Origin of the sequence: Actinomadura formosensis NBRC 14204, from assembly GCF_001552155.1 — a bacterium.
Lineage (GTDB): Bacteria > Actinomycetota > Actinomycetes > Streptosporangiales > Streptosporangiaceae > Spirillospora > Spirillospora formosensis.
Genome location: NZ_BCQQ01000321.1, coordinates 1 through 658, shown reverse-complemented (window position 1 = coordinate 658; position 658 = coordinate 1). Strand labels below are relative to the sequence as shown.

The window sequence follows — 658 nt, the reverse complement described above, 5'->3', positions numbered from 1 at the left end:
TCTGCTCGCCACCTACGGCCAGAACCGCGACCTGGAGAAGCCGCTGTGGCTGGGGTCGCTGAAGTCGAACATCGGCCACGCGCAGGCCGCCGCCGGTGTGGCGAGCGTGATCAAGATGGTGCAGGCCATGCGGCACGAGGTGCTCCCGGCGACCCTGCACGTGGACGCGCCCACCCCCGAGGTGGACTGGTCCGCCGGTGCCGTCGAGCTGCTGACCGAGGCCCGCGGCTGGCCCCGCACCGGTCGTCCGCGCCGGGCCGGGGTGTCCGCGTTCGGTGTCAGCGGGACGAACGCGCACCTGATCCTGGAGGAGGCGCCGCCGGAGGACCTGCCCGGCGACGCCGCGCCCGACGCCGGGGACGCCGCGACTCCGGAGGCGCTCCCGGTGGTGGTGTCCGCCCGGAGCCCCGGCTCGCTGGCGGCCCAGGCCGGGCGGCTGGCCGGGTTCCTCAACGGCGAGGCGTCGCTCGCGGCCGTCGCCGGGGCCTTGGTGTCCGACCGCGCCGCACTGACCGAACGTGCGGTGGTGGTCGTCGGCTCCCGCGACGAGGCGACGGCCGGACTGGGTGCGTTGGCGCGTGGTGAGACCGTGGCCGGCGTGGTCACCGGCCGGGCGGGCACGCCGGGCAAGGTCGTGTGGGTGTTTCCGGGTCAGGGC

1 protein-coding gene is annotated in these 658 nt (G+C 76.1%); it reads left to right on the top strand.

Features of this window, described 5'->3' with window-relative positions; translation table 11 throughout:
* Nucleotides 1-658: type I polyketide synthase (locus tag AF1_RS32750; RefSeq protein WP_169804077.1), on the top strand; the 658-nt coding region annotated here is incomplete at both ends.